At 70.5% G+C, this 16,827-nt stretch carries 13 protein-coding genes and 1 pseudogene; 8 read left to right on the top strand and 6 right to left on the bottom strand.

Annotated features, from left to right (window positions below):
• Positions 1 to 36: 36 nt before the first annotated feature.
• Positions 37 to 945 carry a universal stress protein gene (locus ACQP09_RS01065; RefSeq protein ID WP_433395187.1) on the top strand — a complete coding sequence of 303 codons (909 nt, stop codon included), beginning with the start codon at positions 37 to 39 and terminating at the stop codon, positions 943 to 945.
• Between the two features lie 17 nt (positions 946 to 962).
• Here ACQP09_RS01065 and ACQP09_RS01060 read toward each other — a convergent pair whose 3' ends face one another.
• Both ACQP09_RS01060 and ACQP09_RS01055 read right to left on the bottom strand, forming a co-directional pair.
• Complete coding sequence (locus ACQP09_RS01060) at positions 963 to 1,967, bottom strand: Acg family FMN-binding oxidoreductase (protein ID WP_433395186.1); 1,005 nt, start codon at positions 1,965 to 1,967, stop codon at positions 963 to 965.
• Between the two features lie 181 nt (positions 1,968 to 2,148).
• A pseudogene (locus tag ACQP09_RS01055) lies at positions 2,149 to 2,478 on the bottom strand (response regulator); the annotation flags it as partial.
• A 242-nt stretch (positions 2,479 to 2,720) separates the two neighbouring features.
• Here ACQP09_RS01055 and ACQP09_RS01050 point away from each other — a divergent pair.
• From ACQP09_RS01050 to ACQP09_RS01025, 6 genes are all read left to right on the top strand, one after another.
• Entirely contained in the window at positions 2,721 to 4,058 is a 1,338-nt protein-coding gene (locus ACQP09_RS01050; protein WP_404066201.1) for a radical SAM protein, read from the top strand.
• A 270-nt stretch (positions 4,059 to 4,328) separates the two neighbouring features.
• Positions 4,329 to 5,090, top strand: a complete 762-nt coding sequence (locus tag ACQP09_RS01045; RefSeq protein ID WP_432150032.1) for a DeoR/GlpR family DNA-binding transcription regulator — start codon at positions 4,329 to 4,331, stop codon at positions 5,088 to 5,090.
• Between the two features lie 163 nt (positions 5,091 to 5,253).
• Positions 5,254 to 6,624, top strand: coding sequence for an ABC transporter substrate-binding protein (locus ACQP09_RS01040; RefSeq protein ID WP_433395183.1), 1,371 nt, complete (start codon positions 5,254 to 5,256; stop codon positions 6,622 to 6,624).
• Positions 6,621 to 7,586: a carbohydrate ABC transporter permease gene (locus ACQP09_RS01035; RefSeq protein WP_433395181.1), complete on the top strand. Its 966-nt coding sequence runs from the start codon at positions 6,621 to 6,623 to the stop codon at positions 7,584 to 7,586. Before ACQP09_RS01040 ends, ACQP09_RS01035 begins: the two co-directional genes overlap by 4 nt.
• Positions 7,583 to 8,473 carry a carbohydrate ABC transporter permease gene (locus ACQP09_RS01030; RefSeq protein ID WP_404066192.1) on the top strand — a complete coding sequence of 297 codons (891 nt, stop codon included), beginning with the start codon at positions 7,583 to 7,585 and terminating at the stop codon, positions 8,471 to 8,473. The genes ACQP09_RS01035 and ACQP09_RS01030 overlap by 4 nt, the downstream gene beginning before the upstream one ends.
• A complete protein-coding gene (locus tag ACQP09_RS01025) occupies positions 8,470 to 9,459 on the top strand; it encodes a zinc-dependent alcohol dehydrogenase family protein (RefSeq protein ID WP_433395179.1) in 990 nt (329 codons plus the stop codon). Before ACQP09_RS01030 ends, ACQP09_RS01025 begins: the two co-directional genes overlap by 4 nt.
• 76 nt (positions 9,460 to 9,535) lie before the next feature.
• Here the strand turns inward: ACQP09_RS01025 and ACQP09_RS01020 are convergent, their stop codons facing one another.
• The 3 genes from ACQP09_RS01020 to ACQP09_RS01010 form a co-directional block, all read right to left on the bottom strand.
• A complete protein-coding gene (locus ACQP09_RS01020) occupies positions 9,536 to 9,988 on the bottom strand; it encodes a peptidoglycan-binding domain-containing protein (RefSeq protein WP_433395177.1) in 453 nt (150 codons plus the stop codon).
• A 229-nt stretch (positions 9,989 to 10,217) separates the two neighbouring features.
• Positions 10,218 to 11,264 (bottom strand): helix-turn-helix domain-containing protein, encoded by a 1,047-nt coding sequence (locus ACQP09_RS01015; RefSeq protein ID WP_433395175.1) that lies wholly within the window; start codon positions 11,262 to 11,264, stop codon positions 10,218 to 10,220.
• Positions 11,265 to 11,435: 171 nt separating this feature from the next.
• Positions 11,436 to 13,628 (bottom strand): discoidin domain-containing protein, encoded by a 2,193-nt coding sequence (locus ACQP09_RS01010; RefSeq protein WP_433395173.1) that lies wholly within the window; start codon positions 13,626 to 13,628, stop codon positions 11,436 to 11,438.
• 354 nt (positions 13,629 to 13,982) lie between these two features.
• On the opposite strand from ACQP09_RS01010, the gene ACQP09_RS01005 reads away from it, so the two are divergent.
• Positions 13,983 to 15,716, top strand: a complete 1,734-nt coding sequence (locus ACQP09_RS01005; protein WP_433395169.1) for a discoidin domain-containing protein — start codon at positions 13,983 to 13,985, stop codon at positions 15,714 to 15,716.
• Positions 15,717 to 15,761: 45 nt separating this feature from the next.
• Here the strand turns inward: ACQP09_RS01005 and ACQP09_RS01000 are convergent, their stop codons facing one another.
• On the bottom strand, positions 15,762 to 16,754 hold the full coding sequence (locus ACQP09_RS01000; protein ID WP_433395168.1) for a DUF3048 domain-containing protein: 993 nt from the start codon (positions 16,752 to 16,754) through the stop codon (positions 15,762 to 15,764).
• Between the last annotated feature and the right edge of the window lie 73 nt (positions 16,755 to 16,827).

Here is a 16,827-nt window from a genome sequence, read left to right as displayed (position 1 = left end):
CCACCCCGGGCCCCGGGACACCCCCGAGGAGGAGCCATGACCAGCGACCTTCCCGACCCCGCGGAACTCGGCGCCGTCGTCGTCGGAGTCGACGCGTCCCCGCAGGCCCGGGCAGCCGCCCTGTGGGCCGCCGCCGAGGCGGACCTCCGCGGACAGCCGCTCGCCGTCGTCCACGCCGCCGACCTGGAGGGGCGTTCCGTCCTGACCTCGGCCGAGACCCTCCAGGCCCTGCGCGACACGGCACGCGACCTGCTGGCCGAGACCGTCGACGCCGTACGGGAGACGTACCCGGACCTGATCGTGACGAAGGAGCTCAGCAGCGGCGACGCGGTGGACGGGCTGCACGCGGCGGCCGGGGAGCGGGGCACGATCGTGGTGGGCAGCCGGGGGCTCGGCGGCTTCGCCTCACTGACGCTCGGCTCCGTCGGACTGGGCGTGGCCGCACGCACCGAGGTGCCCGTGATCGTCGTACGGGGCGAGCCCGGCCGGCCGGCGACCGGCGTGGTCACCGCGGCCGTGCGGGACACCTCCGACCTCGACTGGCTGCTGATCGCCGCCGCCGAGGCACAGGTGCGCGGGGCGTCGCTGCGGCTGCTGAGCGTCAGCAACGTGCTGGCGTACGTCGGCAGGTTCACCACCATGCTCGACAGCATCGGGGAGCTCACCGAGGAGAAGGCGCGGGAGACGGCCGCCGTGGCCGAGTGCATCCGGACGGCCTTCCCCGGCCTCACCGTCACCCACGACGTCGAGACCGGCACCAGCGTGCCGGGCATCCTCGTCGAGGCCACGGCCCTCACCGACCTGCTGGTGATGGGCGCCAGGCACCGGGTGATCGGCTCCGGTTCCGCGCTGGGCCGGGTGACCCACGCACTGCTGCACCACGGGCGCTGCCCGGTCCAGATCATTCCGCCCGGTTACGTGACGGCGGCCGACGGCGGCAGTTGAGCGGGACGACCCGCACCTCACTCCACGGTCAGCACCTCGTCCACCGGCCGGCGCGGTGTGGGCGCTCCGCGCGGCCCGTAGCCGAACCGGAACACCATGTGGACGAAACCGGTCAGGGAACCGGGCTCACGGGTCAGGGCGCGGAGCTCGGGCCATTCGAGAGGCTGCGACAGCAGCGAGGTCGACAGACCGTCGAGCGTGGCCTGCAACAGCACCCGCTCCATGGCCTGGCCCGCCCGCAGCCAGTCGGCCGGCGCGTCGTCCACCGTGCCCAGGAGCGCGATCTGCGGCCGCTCCTCGAAGGCGGCGACGGCCCGGCCCGGCAGGTCGCGCGGAGCGTCGAAGTCCCGGGCGGGGGCGCTCACACCGAACTGCCGGGGGCCGAAGGCGTACGACGGGATGCCCTCGGTCGCCGGCCCCTCACCCGCCCTGCCCGTCCGGGTCCAGGAGGCGATCTCCTCGCGGAGCACGGCGTCGGCCGACTCGAAGAGCGCGGCGTCGCGCACCAGGTCCAGGACGGCGTCCGAGTGCCAGGAGCCCGGCACGATCAGCCGGCACCCCTCCAGGAGGGCGGCGCCGCGCAGCCCGTCGAGGATCTCGCCGGGGATCCGCTCGTCGGAGAAGGGGAAGCGGCTGGTGTGCCGCTGCCGTACGGCGGGGTACAGGTCCGCCGGGCCGGACTCCACCGGGCCGGACTCCACCGGCCCTGGCTCCTGGAGCACGACATCGGCCAGGTGCCAGGGGTCGCGCGGATCGGGGAGCAGCTCGGTGGCGGCGTCCCGCCCGTGGTGGGCGGCGGAGACCCGCAGGTTGAACAGCGCGGCCCCGCAGCCGAGGTGCAGCCCGCGCCCCTCCGGGTCACCGGCCGGGAGCGAGCGTGACGGGTCGCCGTACACGGCGATCGAACGGGTGCCCGCGCGGTGGACGAACCTCCAGGGCTGGGCGTTGTGCATGGACGGTGCGGTGACGGCGTCCGCGACCAGCGAGGTCACGGTCTCCACGAGGTGGTCTGTGGTCGGCATGGCTTCCTCTCCGGTGCTCCCTGGGCTCCCTGGGCTCCAGCCTCCCGGAGAGGACGCCGTACGCAGCAGGGGCCGAACGGCCCTGCCCCGGGGACCGACCGGGGTCCCGTTCCGTCCCGGAGGCCCCTGGCCGCCGCCCTCCCCCCGATGCCAGCCTCGGGAGGGAGGAGCCAGGCCCTGCGGTGGCACCGGCCATGATCGCGTCGAGCAGCGCGTCCTCGTCGTCGAAGGACGTCAGCATCAGGCAGGCCAGCTCCGGCATCCGCGAGCGCAGCTCCCGGCAGACCGCGATGCCGTCCCCGTCCGGCAGCCGGACGTCGAGCACCGCCACATCGGGCCGGAGCGCGGGTCCGCGGGCCAGCGCCTGGGCCGCCGTGGACGCCTCTCCGACGACCTCCATGCCCGGCTCGGCCCCCAGCAGATCGTGCAGCCCCCGGCGTACGACCTCGTGGTCGTCCAGCAGGAAGACCCGGATCGGAGCACCGGCTGCGGCGGTCGGTGTGCCGGACATGGGCGGCCCCCGGTGGTCGGCTCGTCGGGCGTTCGGCCAGGGCTTTCGTCGGGGTCGGGCCCCGGCGGCCCCGTCTCCCCGCATTGTCCCAGGGGCGGCGCCGAAGGGCCTCCGGGATCCGTTCTCCGCTGGTCAGTGCAGGTGGCGGAAGGCGTTGGCGTAGGCTTGCCAGCTGACTGGACAAGACCTGCCCACCCGTGCGCGCGCCGTTGCGGTGGGGTGACTTTCGGAGGTTCGCGTACATGCCGAGCAGCAGTCGTACGGCACTGGTCGAGGACCTGATGGGGCGTTTCCCCGAGGTGCCCCGGGAAGCCGTCATCAAGGAGGACCTGCTGCGCGGCGGCATGGCCTTCGACGAGTCCGCGCTCAGCGGATCCATCGGCGGTGCCACCGGTGACGTGAAGCCGAAGTCGTACTTCATCTTCTCCTTCGACCACCGCACCCTGCCCGAGCTCGGTGCCGCCGCGCTCAACCGGCCGCCCGAGGAGGTCGTCCTCACCGGCGGCCCCTACGGGCTGCGCCGCACGGTCGTGTCGGTGCGCGTCAACCCCGACTCCCCGTACGTCGTGCGCGGCGGCGAGGACGGGACGCTCGGCCTCTACCTGGACGGGGCGCGGATCGCGGACGTCGGCCTCCCGCCGATGCCGGAGTACTACCGCCACCAGCTCTCCAACGGCAAGTCCGTGATGGAGGTCGCCCCCACCATCCAGTGGGGCTACCTCATCTATCTGACGGTCTTCCGGGTGTGCCAGTACTTCGGCGCCAAGGAGGAGTGCCAGTTCTGCGACATCAACCACAACTGGCGCCAGCACAAGGCGGCCGGCCGCCCGTACACCGGGGTCAAGCCGGTCGAGGAGGTGCTGGAGGCCCTGGAGATCATCGACCGGTACGACACCGCCGGCGTCTCCCGTGCCTACACGCTCACCGGCGGCTCGATCACCTCCCAGGTCGCCGGCCGCGACGAGGCCGACTTCTACGGGCACTACGCCAAGGCCATCGAGGAGCGCTTCCCCGGCCGCTGGACCGGCAAGGTGGTGGCCCAGGCGCTGCCCCGCGAGGACGTGCAGCGCTTCCACGACTACGGCATCCGCATCTACCACCCCAACTTCGAGGTGTGGGACCGCCGCCTCTTCCAGCTGCACTGCCCCGGCAAGGAGCGGTACGTCGGCCGCGACGAGTGGCACCGCCGGATCCTGGAGTCCGCCGAGGTGTTCGGCCCGCGCAACGTCATCCCGAACTTCGTCGCGGGCATCGAGATGGCCGAGCCCTTCGGCTTCACCAAGGTGAGCGAGGCGATCGACTCGACCACCGAGGGCCTGCGGTTCTTCATGTCGAACGGGGTCGTGCCGCGCTTCACCACCTGGTGCCCGGAGCCCACCACCCCGCTCGGCAAGGCCAACCCGCTGGGCGCGCCACTGGAGTACCACATCCGGCTGCTCCAGGCGTACCGGGCGACGCTGGAGGAGTTCGGCCTCAACTCCCCGCCCGGCTACGGCCCGGCGGGACCCGGCCGCGCGGTCTTCTCGGTGAGCTCCTTCATGGACAGCCTGGAAGGCCTGGAGGAGGAGCCGGTCGCCTGACGTTCCCCGGGGAACGGGTACCGTTCCCCGCGTTCGGGCACGGATCGGGCGCGAAAACCGGCGGAGCGGACACCGGAAGCGCCCGGAAAGGCCGGTGGTACCGGTGTGACCAGCGGCGGTTCGCCGACGGAAACGGGCACGAACGGGCAGAGGGGATGCGGCGAAGAGCCTGGTCGAGCGGCTGACCCTGCTTGTAAAAACGTCACATGGGCCCGAACGGACCGGGTCGCCGCCTGAAAAGTGCCACCGCAAGAGCCAGGGATGTGTGTCGTGGACACCGACGAACGCCGCAGGGGAATTCTCGACACCGCCCGCCGGGACGGATCGGTCGAGGTGAACGCCCTGGCAACGCTGTTCAAGGTGGCCAAGGAGACCGTCCGCCGCGATCTCCACGTACTGGAGGAGCACGGTCTCGTCCGCCGGACCCACGGCGGCGCCTACCCGGTGGAGTCGGCGGGCTACGAGACCACGCTCGCGGTCCGCACCACCCGTAACGTCCCGCAGAAGTCGCGGATCGCGGCCGCCGCCGCCGATCTGCTCGGGGACGCCGAGACCGTCTTCGTCGACGAGGGCTTCACCCCCCAGCTCGTCGCCGAGGCGTTCCCCCGGGACCGCCCGCTGACCGTGGTCACGGCGTCCCTGGCCGTCGCCACCGTCCTCGCGGACGCCGAGAAGATCTCCGTCCTGCTGCTCGGCGGCCGGGTGCGCGGATCCACCATGGCCACCGTCGACCACTGGGCCTCCAAGATGCTCGCCGGCTTCGTCATCGACCTGGCGTATGTCGGTGCCAACGGCATCTCCCGCGAGTACGGCCTCACCACCCCCGACCCGGCCGTCAGCGAGGTCAAGGCCCAGGCCATGCGCAGCTCCCGGCGCCGGGTCTTCGCCGGGATCCACTCCAAGTTCGGCGCGGTGAGCTTCTGCCGGTTCGCCGGTGTCGGCGACTTCGAGACGATCGTCACCGACGCGGGGCTCTCCTCGGCCGAGGCCCAGCGCTACTCCCTCATGGGCCCCCAGGTCATCCGCGTCTGACCCGCGCCCCGGCCTCGTACCGGCCGCGCACCCCCTGACCACCGCGCCCCGCCCCCCGTCGGGGCGCGCTTCGCCCTGCCCGCACGACCCGCCCCCGCAGAACCCGCGCCACCCCCTCGCCCGACCCGATCACCGAGCCGCTACCGACTGATCAGGAGTCCCCATGCGCCACCACCCCCGCCGACGACACGGCCCACGCCGCCTGCCACGCGCCGGCGCCGCGGTCACGGCACTCGCCCTCCTCGCCACCGGCTGCGCCGGAGCGGGCGGGACCTCCTTCGGGGGCGGTGACGCCCTCAACGTCCTGATGGTGAACAACCCGCAGATGGTCGAACTGCAGAAGCTGACCAAGGAGCACTTCACCAAGGAGACCGGCATCACCGTCCACTTCACGGTGCTGCCCGAGAATGACGTCCGCGACAAGATCAGCCAGGACTACTCCAACCAGGCCGGCCAGTACGACATCGCCACCATCTCCAACTTCGAGCTGCCGTTCTTCGCCGAGAACGGCTGGCTGCGCCCGCTGGACGAATACGTCGACGCCGACCCGGACTTCGACCAGCAGGACATCCTCCCGCCGCTGCGCGAGTCGCTGACCCACAAGGACGGCAAGCTCTACGCCCAGCCCTTCTACGGCGAATCCTCCTTCCTGATGTACCGCAAGGACGTCTTCGAGAAGGAAGGGCTCACCATGCCCGCCAAACCGACCTGGAAGGAGGTCGCCGAACTCGCCGCGAAGACCGACGGATCGCAGCGCGGGATGAAGGGCATCTGCCTGCGCGGCCTGCCCGGCTGGGGCGAGGTCATCGCTCCGCTCACCACCGTCGTCAACACCATGGGCGGCACCTGGTTCACCGAGGACTGGCAACCGCAGCTGACCTCACCGGAGTTCAAGAAGGCCACCAAGTTCTACGTCGACCTGGTGCGCGAACACGGAGAGCTCGGCGCCCCGCAGTCCGGGTACGCCGAGTGCCTCAACAACATGACCCAGGGCAAGACCGCCATGTGGTACGACGCCACCGCCGGCGCCGGATCGCTGGAGGCCAAGAACTCCCCGGTCAAGGGCAAGATCGGCTACGTACCGGCCCCCGTCGAGCAGACCAAGAGCTCCGGCTGGCTCTACACCTGGGCCTGGGGCATGCAGAACGCCTCCAAGAAGGCCGACGACGCCTGGAAGTTCATCTCCTGGGCCTCCGGCAAGGAGTACGAGGAGCTCGTCGGCGCCACCAGCGGCTGGTCCAACGTTCCTGCGGGCAAACGGGCGTCCACCTACGCCCACCCCGACTACCGCAAGGAAGCAGGGGCGTTCGCCGACGTCACCCAGCAGGCCATCTCCGAGGCCGACCCCAACAACCCCGGCACCCAGCCGCGCCCCACGGCGGGCATCCAGTTCGTCGGCGTACCGGAGTTCACCGACCTGGGCACCAAGGTCGCGCAGGAGATCAGCGCCGCCATCGCGGGCCGCCAGTCGGTGGACGCCGCACTCGCCACCTCCCAGAAGCTGGCCGAGAAGGTCGCGGAGGAGTACCGATGACCACGACCACCGCCGTACGGCCGACCCCGCCCCGGCCGGCCCCGCCCGGCAAGCGCCCTACGGGCGGCAGAGCCAAGGCCTGGGCCACCCGCGCACCGCTGCTCCCCGCGCTCGTCTTCCTGATCGTGGTCACCCAACTGCCCTTCGTGGCAACGCTGGTGATCTCCTTCTTCGACTGGAACTCGCTCAAGCCGGACCAGCGCCACTTCACCGGATTCGCCAACTACGGCTCCGTCTTCACCGACCCGGCCCTGCGTGAATCGGTCCTCACCACCGTCCTGCTCACCGCGACGGTCGTGATCATCAGCGTCGCACTCGGCCTCGCCTTCGCCCTGCTCCTGGACCGCACCTTCTTCGGCCGCGGCTTCGTCCGCACCCTCCTCATCACGCCGTTCCTCATCGTGCCGGTCTCGGCGGCGCTGCTCTGGAAGCACGCGCTCTACAACCCCGAGTACGGCCTGTTCAACGGTGTGCTGACCTGGTTCGGCAACCTCTTCGGCATCGAGTCCATCGCCCAGCCGGAGTGGACCTCCGAGATGCCGCTGATGGCCGTCGCCGCTGCCCTCGTCTGGCAGTGGACGCCGTTCATGATGCTGATCCTGCTGGCCGGACTGCAGAGCCGCCCCGCCGAGATGATGGAGGCCGCCCGCCTCGACGGCGCCGGGCCCTGGCAGATGTTCCGCTTCCTGACCCTGCCGCACCTGCGCCGCTACCTCGAACTCGGCGTCCTGCTGGGCTCGGTGTACATCGTGCAGAACTTCGACGCCGTGTTCACCATCACCGCGGGCGGCCTCGGCACCGCCAACCTCCCGTACACCGTCTACGAGACCTTCTACCGGGCCCATGAGTACGGACTGGCGTCCGCCGTGGGCGTGGTCGTGGTGATCGGCACCGTGATCATCGCGACCTTCGCGCTCCGGGTGGTCTCCTCCCTCTTCCGTGAGGAGGCGAGCCGCGCATGAGCGCCTCGACCGCAGCCCCGACCCGCACCCGAGCCACCGCGAAGGCCACCGCGCCGACGGCCCGCGCCCGCAGGCGCTCCACCGTCCTCGGCCTGGCCGCCTGGGCCGTAGGCCTCGTCTTCTGCCTGCCCGCCCTGTGGATGGTGCTGACCTCCTTCCACTCGGAGGCCGACGCCGCGACCAACCCGCCGTCCCTGGCAGCCGCGTTGACACTCGACGGCTACCGCACCTTCTTCGGCGGCGGAGGCGGCCCGACCCCCTGGCCCCCGCTGGTCAACTCCCTCACCGCGTCGCTGTTCTCCACGCTGCTGGTGCTCCTGCTGGCGCTGCCCGCCGCGTACGCGCTCTCCATCCGGCGGGTCCGCAAGTGGACCGACGTGATGTTCTTCTTCCTCTCCACCAAGATGCTGCCGGTGGTCGCCGGTCTGCTGCCGATCTACCTGTTCGCGAAGAACACCGGGCTCCTGGACAACATCTGGCTGCTCGTCCTGCTCTACACCTCGATGAACCTGCCGATCGCGGTCTGGATGATGCAGTCCTTCCTCGCCGACGTGCCCGTCTCCATCATCGAGGCGGCCCAGGTCGACGGAGCGAGGCTGCCGACGGTCCTCGGCCGCGTCGTCGCCCCGGTCGCCGCCCCCGGCATCGCCGCCACAGCCCTGATCTGTTTCATCTTCAGCTGGAACGAGCTGTTGTTCGCCCGGGTGCTGACCGGCGTGGTCGCCGGGACGGCGCCCGTCCACCTGACCACCTTCGTCACCAGCCAGGGCCTCTTCCTCGCCCAGCTGTGCGCCGCGTCCGTGGTCGTGTCCCTGCCGGTGCTCATCGCCGGCTACGCCGCCCAGGACAAACTCGTCCAGGGCCTTTCACTGGGAGCAGTCAAATGAGGGCAGCCATCGTCGAGGCCCCCGGCAAGGTGTCCGTCACCACGGTCGACGACCCCAAGCCCGGCCGGCGGGACGTGGTCGTGAAGGTGGCGTCCTGCGGGCTCTGCGGCACCGATCTCCACATCCTCCAGGGCGAGTTCGCGCCCACCCTGCCGATCGTCCCGGGCCACGAGTTCGCCGGCGAGATCGTCGCCGTCGGCACCGGAGTCACCGAGCTGGCCGTCGGCGACAAGGTGGCCGTCGACCCCTCGCTGCACTGCCACGAGTGCCGCTACTGCCGCTCCGGCCGCGGCAACCTCTGCGACAACTGGGCGGCGATCGGCGTCACCGTCCCCGGCGGAGCGGCCGAGTTCGCCGTCGCCCCGGTCGCCAACTGCGTCAAACTGCCCGAGCACATCGACGTCCGCGACGCGGCCCTGATCGAGCCGCTCTCCTGCGCGGTGCGCGGCTACGACGTCCTGAAGGGCAACCTGGGCGCCGAGGTCCTCATCTACGGCTCCGGGACGATGGGCCTGATGATGCTGGAGCTGGCCAAGCGCACCGGCGCCGCGTCGGTGGAGGTCCTGGACATCAACGCGCAGCGCCTGGAGACCGCGAAGCTGCTCGGCTGCACGGGCGCGGCCGCCCGCGCGGAAGAGCTGGACCGGCCCGGCGGCTGGGACGTGGTCATCGACGCCACCGGCAACGCGGGAGCGATCCAGGACGGCCTGGGCCGGGTCGCCAAGGGCGGTACGTTCCTCCAGTTCGGGGTGGCCGACTACGCCACGACCGCGGTGATCGAGCCGTACCGGATCTACAACCAGGAGATCACCATCACCGGCTCGATGGCGGTCCTGCACAGCTTTGAGCGGGCCGCCGCACTCTTCGCGAGCGGCGTGCTGGACCCGGCGGTCTTCATCAGCGACCGGCTGCCGCTGGAGCGGTACCCGGAGGCGATCGACCAGTTCAAGGCGGGGGTGGGGCGGAAGATCGTGGTGCAGCCGTAGGGGCGCGCGTGCCGGAGGCGGTGGTGCGGGGCCTCCGGCACGCGCGCCGACGCCCGTACGGGCGTCGGCGGTGGTTCTAGATCACGTTGGCGAACCGCTTGAACGCGGCCTGGGTGCCGGACCCGGCGATTCCGTCGATGGCCCCGGTATAGTTGTAGTGGGCCTTGAGGAAGCGCTGGAGCGCCTTCACCGTGCCGCTGCCGACGATCCCGTCGATGGCCCCGGTGTAGTTCCAGTACTTCTTGAGGAAGCGCTGCTCCGCCTTCCAGCTTTCGGTGCCGAGCTGGCCGTCGATGGCTCCGTTGTAGTTGTAGTACGTCTTCAGCCAGCGCTGGACGTTCTTCGCCTGGGCGCTGCTCAGCCCCAGGTTGACCACGGCGAACGGGGCGACGGCGTCCGCGCTCACGGCGGGCTGCTGGGCCGGCGGGGTCGCCGCGACACTGGTGCCCGCGGTCGCCAGCCCCCCGACGGCGATACCGACGGCGGTGGTGACACTGACGAGCGTCTTGACCAAGACGTTCGATCGCATGCTGTTCCCTCTCGGGTCATGGCGCGGCGGCCCGGACGGCCGGCGCGCTGGATGGCAAAGGCGATGCGTGTCGTGCACAGGGCGGTTCCCCCGCCCTGTGGGCGCCCGGTCGTCGTGCGTTCCCCGGCGCCCACAAGAACTCTGACCGATCGGCAGTGAACTGTCCTTGACCATCAGTGCCAGGCTGTTGACTCGTAGCGCCATCGTTCCGGCAGACGGGCTCTGCGCTCTACGCCGGAATCGGGTCCCGGTCGGCGGCGGGCGGCAGGGCCGGCGACCGCAGCTCCGTGGCCAGCTGCTGCCGGTGCTCCAGCTCCCGGTACTCCCGGGGCGCCATGCCGTACGCGGCGGAGAAGGAGCGGCTGAAGTGCGCGGCGCTCGTGTAGCCGCAGCGCTGCGCGATGGTCTGGACGGACGTCGTGTACTGCGCCGGGTCGGCCAGGCGGCGACGGGCCTCCGCCAGGCGCCGGCCGCGGATGTAGGCCGCCGCGGTGATCCCCTCGGCCTCGAACAGCCGGTGCAGCTGCCGCGGCGAGACGAAATGGGCGGCGGCGACGCTCCGCGGGGTCAGCGCCGGATCATGACAGTTCTGCTGGATGTAGGAGCGAATGAGGAGGAATGTGTTTCTTCGCCTCGTCTCCGTGCAGAGAGAGGCCTCCGCGTCCAGTTCGCGAGCCGCGAGTCCGGCGACGAGATCCAGCAGGATCTGCTTGAGCCGGGGCATGTCGGACGGCCGGTGCGCGGAATTCCGGGAGACGAGGTGTGACAGTAAATGCGAGAGAACCGCTCCGAATCCCTCCTGTCCGGAAATGCGGCGGCCGACTATGCGGCCGATGGCTCTTTCGGCCGTTGCCGGAAAGTTGCTCCGGGGGATCTCGACGCCGATCCCGACGGCCAGTTCGCTCTCTTCCACTTCGACATCGCACGGCTGTGAACTGTTCAGCAGGTAAAGGTCGTCGACTGCGGAGAGGTGTCTCCGCCCGTTGTGGTCCACCCTCAGTCGGCCGCTTCCCGGCAGGACGAGGGTGAGGTGGTAGAGCTCGGGGTCGCCCTGCCGGACCAGTTCGGCCGTCCGGCGATAGCGTGACGCCTGCATGGCCACCGGCCAGAGCAGAACGTCGTCCAGGGTCAGCAGGCGGGTATGACCCCAGAAGTCGGAAGAGTGCCGGCTGCTGATATGCATCGGGGACATGGTGGCCGCCATGGCTTCCCGCCATACGTCGAATCTGATGTCCGGAGCCACGTCGTCCGTTCGGAGAACCGTTTCGGGGAGCATGTCTCTCCTTCACCGCAGTTCCTCGGGCGCAGGCGTTTTTTCCGCCCGGAGTCCTTGCCGTGATGATATCGACGGCATCCCTTCGGCGCAGCGAGCCGCCGGCAGCCGAGGAAGCCCTCCGGTGGACGGCCATGTCCACCGGAGGGCCTCTGCGCTGCGAGCAGGTTCGGATCAGGGGAAGTTGACGACCGTCGAAGGGATCGTCGACGTCCCCGAGGTGGGTGAGCCGATGTTGTTGATCACGTGCTGGTACTGCCCGTTGCCGCCGAGCGAGACGACCAGGAGGTTGTGGAACTTCACGCCCGGCTTGACCGGTGCCTTGAAGCCGTGTTCCTGGATGATCGTCGGGTCGACGTTGTAGTAGCAGTAGCTGCCCATGCCCCAGCCCTCGTGCTGGTTCACCGAGTCGTCGACCCGGTAGGCCGCGTACCCCTTGGTGGCGCCGTTCTGGATGGCCGCCTGGTTGGGGGCGTCGTACGCCTTCTCGTTCTGGAAGAAGATCGTGCGGCCGCGTTCGCCGTACCACTCGACGTCGTACTTGTTGAAGTGCTCGACGAACAGCCCGGTGGCGAGCACGTCGTCGCCGTTGACCCGGACGCCGTAGTCGGCCCGGTTGGTCTCCCAGCCCCAGCCCTCGCCGTGGTCCGCGCGCCAGATCCAGGTGTGGTCGATGATCACGTCGTCGCTGTTGACCACCAGGCTGGTGGTCGCCTTGCCGGGACCCGCGCCGCCGATGCGGATGAACACGTCCTGCACGGTGGTGGGGTTGACCGCGTGGTCGGCGGAGGCGCCCTGCGGACCGACCTCCAGCAGCGTGGGCGAGTTGACGGGACCGGCGTCGATGAGGAAGCCGGCCAGCTTGACGCCGTCGACGTCGGCGACCTTCATCGCCGTGATGCCGTTGTCCGGGATGATCGTCGCGAGGCCGAGACCGAGCACGACGGTGTTGGCGCGGTTCACGTTGATCGTCTGGTCGATGTGGTAAACCCCGGGCGTGAACAGCAGGTTGAGGCCCTGCGCGAGCGCCGCGTTGATCGTGGCCGCGGTGGCGCCCTGCTTGACGACGTAGAAGCGGTTCAGCGGGATGGACTCACCCTGCTGGTTCCCGCCGTCCCACGAGACGCCGCGCGCGTTGACACGCTTCGCGGGCACGAACACCTTGTACTCGTTGCCGTCCAGGTAGAGGAACGGCTTCTCGCGCGAGATCGGAGTGGTGTCCAGCGTGGTGTACGGCGGGCTCGGATAGCTGGTCGCGGGCGCGCCCTGCACCCCGGAGAAGGTCATGTTCCAGACCGCGTTGGTCCAGCCGCCGACCGAGCTGTCGCGGGTGTACCACTGCTGCTGGGAGTACGGGCCCACGGTGCCGTCGATCTTGCTGTCCGCGATGTAGCCGCCGCTGGCCCAACCGTAGCCGTTCGGGGCCAGGTTGAGGCCGCCCTTGACGTGCATACGGCGGAACGGCGCGGCCTGCGAGACGGCCCAGCGGTTGGTGCCGTTGACCGGATTGAGGGTGAGGTTCTCCGCCGCGCGCCAGAAGTTCTGCGTGGCGTTGCCGTTGAACCAGCCCGCGTCCACGGTCACATCACCGTTGAAGGTGGTGGAGTTGGGGTGGAGGCCGAGGCCCGCGATCTGGGTGTAGAACCCGATCTGCGCGTTGATGTTGTTGTACGTACCGGGCTTGAACAGCAGCGCGTGCCGGCCGTTGCCGAACTGCGCGGACTCCTGCTGCCGGAAGATCTCGTCGACCCTGCCCTGGATGTTCGGCGTGGAAGGGTCGAAGACATGGACGTTCGGGCCGAGGTCGCCGCCGCCCGGAATCTGCGGGCCGCCGCCTCCGTCCCGCGTACCGAAGACCTTGAACTCCCAGAGGGAGTAGCCGTATCCGGTGGCGCGCTGGGTGCCGGTGAGGCGTACGTAACGGGCCTCGCCGGAGACGGTGAGCGTCTCGTTGCCGCCCTGGCCGGTGGTGGTGGAGTAGGCGTTCGTCCAGGTGGTGCCGTTGGTGGAGGTCTCGATGCGGTAGCTCCTCGCGTACGCGGTCTCCCAGGAGAGCTCCACCCGGCTGAGCGCGGCCGGGGAGCCGAGGTCGATCCGTATCCACTGCGGGTCGGAGAACGCGCTGGACCAGCGGGTGCCGGGGTTGCCGTCGACCGCGTTGCCGGCGGCCGTACCGCCGTTCTCCTGGCTGGAGGCGGTCACCGGACTGCCCTGGGAGAGCAGGACGGGCGCGGCCTGTGCCGGAGCGGTCTGCATGACGCCGAGCAGGGTGGCGACCAGGGTGGTCACCAGCGCGAAGCCGATTCCGCGCCGTCGGTGGAGTGCGGCCACCGGGGGCCTCGAGGGTCTGACGAGGGCAACAGGCATGTCCTGATCTCCTGAGGTGTCAGCTGTGCGGGGGGCGGGAGGCGGGGGTGGCACGCGCTCCCGGTGAAGAAAGAGAGCGCTCTCTCGGTAGCCGAATGATTCTCCCGGGTTTCGGCCGCGTCAAGAGTTGTGCACAGGATCACCGGGATCGGCCTCCGAGGGTGCCTGATGTTTCATCTCCTGAAAGCGCAAGGGGAGTTGGCGGTGGACTGGCGGGACAAGTCGGGCGAGGCCCTTCAGGTGTCCGGGCCAACTGCCCCGTAACCCCTTGACGGTTGGCGTCGCTCCCGCCACGCTCCCCACTGCGGGGAGCGCTCTCTCGGCCTCCATCCCGCTACAGAGCAAGGAGTCCACATGAATGCCCGTGGAACACCACGGCTTCGAGGCACCGTGGCCGTCATGGCCGCGGTGGCCCTCCTGTTCACCCTCGCGGTGGCCCTCGCCCCGGAACGGGCCGTCGCCGCCCCCGCCCTCGTCTCGCAGGGCAAGCCGGCCACCGCCTCCAGCGCCGAAGGCCCGTTCACCGCGCCCAACGCAGTGGACGGCAACCGCGGCACCCGCTGGTCCAGCGAGTTCAGCGACAACCAGTGGATCCGCATCGACCTCGGTACGGCCACGGCCGTCGGACAGGTCGTCCTGGACTGGGAGGCCGCGTACGCCAAGGGCTACCGGATCGAACTCTCCGCCAACGGCACCGACTGGACGACGATCCACTCCACCACCACCGGCACCGGAGGCGTCGAGACGCTCACCGTCTCGGGAACCGGCCGCTACATCCGGCTCGTCGGCACCCAGCGCGCCACCCCGTGGGGCTACTCCCTCCACGAGTTCCAGGTCTACTCGACCACCGGCGGTACCGGCCCCGGCGGCGACGTCCTGCTCTCGTACGGCAAGACCGGCTCCGCCTCCACCTCCCAGCACGACGGCACCTGCTGGCAGTGCGGCCCGGACAAGGCCTTCGACCGTGACCCGGCGAGCCGCTGGGCCACCAGCCCCGAGGGCGGCTGGACCGACCCCGGCTGGATCGCGGTCGACCTCGGCGCCCGCGCCGAGATCCACCGCGTGGTCCTCCAGTGGGACCCGGCGTACGCCCGCGCCTACCGCATCGAGGTCTCCGACAACGGAACCGACTGGCGGACGATCCACCAGACCACCACCGGCGCCGGCTTCAAGGAGACCCTGAACGTCACCGGCACCGGCCGCCACGTACGCCTGTACGCCACCCAGCGCAGCGGCCAGTACGGCTACTCGCTCTGGGAGTTCCAGGTCTGGGGCACCGGCGGCGCGCCGATCCCCGCACCGCCGCTGCCGCCGGAACCCACCTACGACCGGCTGGTCTTCAGCGACGAGTTCAACGGCCCCGCCGGTGCCGCACCCGACCCGGCCAAGTGGGTCCCGGAGACCGGAACCGGCCCGAACAACGAGCTGGAGTACTACACGAACAACAAGAACGCCGCCCAGGACGGCAACGGCAACCTCGTCCTGGAGGCCCGCCGCGAAGTCACCCCCGGCTCGTCCTGCCCGCGCGACCCGCTGAGTTCCAGCACCACCTGCCAGTACACCTCGGCGCGGCTCAACACCTACGGGAAGTTCCAGTTCACCTACGGCCGGGTCGAGGCGCGCATCAAGGTCTCCGGCACGCAGGGGCTCTGGCCCGCGTTCTGGATGCTGGGCGCGGACTACTTCGACAAGGGGCGTCCGTGGCCCTACACCGGTGAGATCGACATCATGGAACACGTCGGCAAGGAGCCGAAGACCACCTACTCCACGCTGCACGCACCCGCCTACAACGGTGCGGCCGGCTACGGAGGCCCGCACTCACTGCCCGGCGGCGCGAACTACGCCGACGACTTCCACACCTTCTCGGTGGACTGGAACAGCACGGGCATGACGTTCCGGGTCGACGGCCAGGTGTCGTTCCGGGTCGACCGGGAGGAGCTGGAGCGCACCCGCGGACCGTGGGTGTTCGACCACGACTTCTTCCTGATCCTCAACAACGCGGTCGGCGGTGACTGGCCGGGTCCGCCGGACACCACCAGCCGCTTCCCGCAGAAGCTGAGCGTCGACTACATCAAGGTCTGGCAGTAGCCCCACTCCGGCGGAGGGCGGCCCGGGCCGCCCTCCGCCGGAGCCTCAGCGGGCTTCGTACACGATCCAGAGCGGCCCTTCGGCCAGATCGATCCGCTCGCCGTCCGGTGTGGTGAACCGCGTGTCCGCGTCCGCCACGGGCCGCGTCCACCGGGCCTCGTACGCCCTGCCGTCCCGCAGCACCTGCGCTCCACCCGACCCCACGGTCTCGGTGAACGGCGTGTTGTTCCCGGACCGGTCGCCGAAGGACGACGGACGTACGGTCACCTCCTGCACGATCACCGTGGCGGCCCCGAGCTGCCCACCCTCGCTCCCACGGGCCGGCGAGCCGTCCATGGCGATCAGCCACCGCTCGCGCTCGGCGGACCAGGTGAAGGTGGTGCGCGCGGACGGGAAGCGGACCGTACGGCTCTCCTCGGTGCTCCCGCCGGACGGCGCCGGCCCGAACCGCAGCCCCAGTGCCTCCACGGCCCCGGTCCCCGAAGCGGTGTACGGAATCCGCTCCGGCCGCAGGTAGAGGTTGTGCGGCGCCGGCCGCTCGGAGTCCCGGAAGTACGCCCCCGGCGCGGCCGACGGCGGTACGGCGTCGAGCGGCGCTCGCTCGATGGCCGGCAGCAGCCTGCTCTGCGCCCCCGAGAAGGCGAGCACCGGCCGGTCGAACTGGCGCAGCAGCTCCAGATCGGTCTCCCGGGCGCTGCGGACCGGCCCGATCACCGGCGGTACCTCGGAGGAGTAGACCGCGAGGAGCCGACTGAGCCCGGCCTCCACCTGCTCGACGTAGACGACGTCCGCCTGCTGGAGACCGGTCTGCGGCCGGGCCGGCACCACGTTGTCGATCTTCACCGCGAGCACCTTGGCGTCCGCCCCCGTACCGGACGGAGTGCTGCTCCGGCTCTCGGGCGCCGAACCGCCGCCGCCCGTGCAGCCGGCCGCGAGGAGGACGAGGAGGAGCGCCATGACGAGCGCGGCGGCCGGGGCCTTCGACCGGGGGGCCATGGGCGTCCGGGGGGCTGCGGCCCTGCGGAGGGGTGCGGACATGGCGACGACCGTCCTTCCGGGGCACCGGCCGGCCGTCCCGGCGGAGCGCTGCCGCGTCGGGCCCTTCCTCCAT

The organism is Streptomyces sp. CA-146814 (assembly GCF_050942385.1).
Classification (GTDB): Bacteria; Actinomycetota; Actinomycetes; order Streptomycetales; family Streptomycetaceae; genus Streptomyces.
The sequence above is the reverse complement of the archived record's forward strand: the minus strand, read 5'-3'. Positions and strand labels throughout refer to the sequence as shown.

Excerpts from the sequence above, each read along its gene's own strand:
- ACQP09_RS01005 (WP_433395169.1), top strand. The coding sequence starts at position 13,983 with ATGAATGCCCGTGGAACACCACGGCTTCGAGGCACCGTGGCCGTCATG.
- ACQP09_RS01035 (WP_433395181.1), top strand. The coding sequence starts at position 6,621 with ATGACCACGACCACCGCCGTACGGCCGACCCCGCCCCGGCCGGCCCCG.
- ACQP09_RS01030 (WP_404066192.1), top strand. The coding sequence starts at position 7,583 with ATGAGCGCCTCGACCGCAGCCCCGACCCGCACCCGAGCCACCGCGAAG.
- ACQP09_RS01000 (WP_433395168.1), bottom strand. The coding sequence starts at position 16,754 with ATGTCCGCACCCCTCCGCAGGGCCGCAGCCCCCCGGACGCCCATGGCC.
- ACQP09_RS01025 (WP_433395179.1), top strand. The coding sequence starts at position 8,470 with ATGAGGGCAGCCATCGTCGAGGCCCCCGGCAAGGTGTCCGTCACCACG.
- ACQP09_RS01060 (WP_433395186.1), bottom strand. The coding sequence starts at position 1,967 with ATGCCGACCACAGACCACCTCGTGGAGACCGTGACCTCGCTGGTCGCG.
- ACQP09_RS01050 (WP_404066201.1), top strand. The coding sequence starts at position 2,721 with ATGCCGAGCAGCAGTCGTACGGCACTGGTCGAGGACCTGATGGGGCGT.
- ACQP09_RS01065 (WP_433395187.1), top strand. The coding sequence starts at position 37 with ATGACCAGCGACCTTCCCGACCCCGCGGAACTCGGCGCCGTCGTCGTC.
- ACQP09_RS01020 (WP_433395177.1), bottom strand. The coding sequence starts at position 9,988 with ATGCGATCGAACGTCTTGGTCAAGACGCTCGTCAGTGTCACCACCGCC.
- ACQP09_RS01015 (WP_433395175.1), bottom strand. The coding sequence starts at position 11,264 with ATGCTCCCCGAAACGGTTCTCCGAACGGACGACGTGGCTCCGGACATC.
- ACQP09_RS01040 (WP_433395183.1), top strand. The coding sequence starts at position 5,254 with ATGCGCCACCACCCCCGCCGACGACACGGCCCACGCCGCCTGCCACGC.
- ACQP09_RS01010 (WP_433395173.1), bottom strand. The coding sequence starts at position 13,628 with ATGCCTGTTGCCCTCGTCAGACCCTCGAGGCCCCCGGTGGCCGCACTC.